General features: G+C 72.6%; 2 protein-coding genes. Both read left to right on the forward strand.

Annotated elements, in window-relative coordinates; genetic code table 11:
• Positions 1 to 333 precede the first annotated feature (333 nt).
• Positions 334 to 1,074, forward strand: coding sequence for a class I SAM-dependent methyltransferase (locus tag BEK98_RS47120; RefSeq protein WP_094222945.1), 741 nt, complete (start codon positions 334 to 336; stop codon positions 1,072 to 1,074).
• Positions 1,075 to 1,196: 122 nt separating this feature from the next.
• Positions 1,197 to 2,240, forward strand: a 1,044-nt coding sequence (locus tag BEK98_RS47125; RefSeq protein ID WP_143684286.1) for a sensor histidine kinase, incomplete at its 3' end; no start/stop codon positions are given.

Genomic DNA, 2,240 nt, shown 5'->3' on the forward strand with positions numbered 1-2,240 from the left:
GTGCTGCTGGACGACGGCACCCCGGCCCGCACCCAGGACCTGGGCGACGGCACGCTCGCCATCGACCTGCCCCGGGGCCGCGAGGTGCTCGTCCACTCCGGCACGCGGCCCGACCTCGTCATCGTGCCCGTCGCCCTCAGCGAGCCGGGCCCGGCGTGGGGTCTGCCGTAGCGGGTGGGTGCACGCCCCGACGTCAACCGTGCGCAGGTCCGTTGCGCCGTCGAGGGAATCTCCTCGGCGCCACGGACCGGCAGGCGGTGTCGTGTGTCAGGCTGCCGCCGAACGCCCCACCCCGACAGGCCGGGCCAGGTTCAGTGCAGGAGGCAGCGACCCGTGATCGCCGGCGACGACCCCCTCGGCTGGGACACCACTGCCGCAGCCGACGCCTATCGAGACCGCGACATGCGGCTGGCCGAGAAGCTGATCTTCCCCGCGGTGCTGCGACGGCTCGGCCGCAGTCCGGGCCCGGACCGGCTGGTGCTGGACGTCGGGTGCGGCACCGGCGCGATCACGGCGCGGCTCGCCGGCGCCGGGGAGTGGACGGTCCAGGCGCTCGACCCGTCGGCGGACATGCTGGACATCGCTCGGGCCGACCGCCCACACCCTCGTGTCTCCTACCGGCTGTTCGACGGCCGTACCCTGCCCTGGCTCGCCGACGACAGCGTCGACGGCGCCGTGTGCGGCCTGGTGTACTGCACCGACCCCGACGACGACCGGCTGGCCGCCCTCACCGCCGAGATCCACCGCGTCCTGCGCCCCGGCACCCCGTACCTCCTCGCCGACCTCAACCCCGCGGCGACCGGCGTGGGTTTCTCCACCCTGCGCCACGGCGAACCAGGAGCCTTGTACACCGACGGCGACACCGTGCCCACGCGGCTACGGCTGCGCGACGGCACCACGATGACCAGTGCCACGCACTACCGCTCCCTCGATCGCTACCGGTCCTTCCTGACCGAGGCCGGCTTCCCCGCCCCCACCGTGGACCTGCCCACACTCCCCGTCGACGGCCCCGCACAAGACGCTCCGGCGGAGACCAGGACCGCGCCGTACATGATCCTGACGACGCGGGCCTGAGGGAGCGCGCAGGCTCCGGCACCGCTCGCTGCGTGCGTACACGCGGGCACGAGTCGTAAGGAGTCAGGCCCGGCGGACCGCGCAAGGGTGAGGGCGCGTGGGAGCCGAGGTTAGATGGGTCTATGGACCGGCGGCCCGGGCGTCTGCGGTCCTGGCAGGGGCTACGTACCGTCGCCGGCCAGGTCTTCATCCTGCAGGTCTTCATCATCGTGGTCCTGGTGGCCGCGGCGGTCGTCGCCCTGCTGCTGCAGTCCCGGACGGACGCCGATCGCGAGGCCCGCAACCGCACACTGTCGGTGGCCACGGCCGTCGCCTCGTCCCCGTCGGTGCGACAGGCCCTGCAGGGACCGAACCCCACCGCCGCGCTGCAGCCGCAGGCCGAGGAGACCCGCAGACGTTCCCATGTGGACTTCGTCGTGGTGATGAGCCCGGACGGCGTCCGCTACACCCATCCGAATCCGGCGCGGATCGGCCAACGCTACATCGGCAGCATCGCGGCGGCACAGCACGGTGGAGTCGTCACCGAGACCACCACGGGGACGCTGGGCCGCTCGGTGCGGACCGTCGTCCCGGTCACCTCCTCCGACGGGAAGGTCATCGGACTGGTCTCCGCGGGCATCACGATCAAGCAGGTGAGCGGGGCGGCCGACCGGCAGGTGCCGCTCGTGCTGGTCGCGACCGGGGTGGTGCTCCTGGCGGCCACCGGGGGAACGGCACTGATCAGCAGGCGGCTGCGCCGTCAGACACACGGTCTGGGCCCGGTGCAGATGACACGCATGTACGAGCACCATGACGCCGTGCTGCACGCGGTGCGCGAAGGTGTCCTGATCATCGATCCGCAAGGCCTTCTGCTCCTGGCCAATGACGAAGCACGACGGCTGCTCGGGCTCGGGGCGGACGCGGAGGGCCGGCCGGTCGGGAGTCTGGGGCTGGAGCCGATCGCCGAGCAGCTTCTGCTGTCCGGCACGGCGGCCACGGACCAGGTGATCAGGGTCGGCGACCGGTTGCTGGCGATCAGCCAGCGCCCGATGGCGCTGCAGCCCGGGCCAGGGGGCGCGGTCGCGACGCTCCGCGACACCACGGAACTCAGCGCGCTGATGGGCCGCGTGGAGGACGTACAGGAACGGCTCAGGCTGCTGTACGACGCCGGCATCCGCATCGGCACC

It is taken from the genome of Streptomyces diastatochromogenes (assembly GCF_002242805.1).
GTDB lineage: Bacteria > Actinomycetota > Actinomycetes > Streptomycetales > Streptomycetaceae > Streptomyces > Streptomyces diastatochromogenes.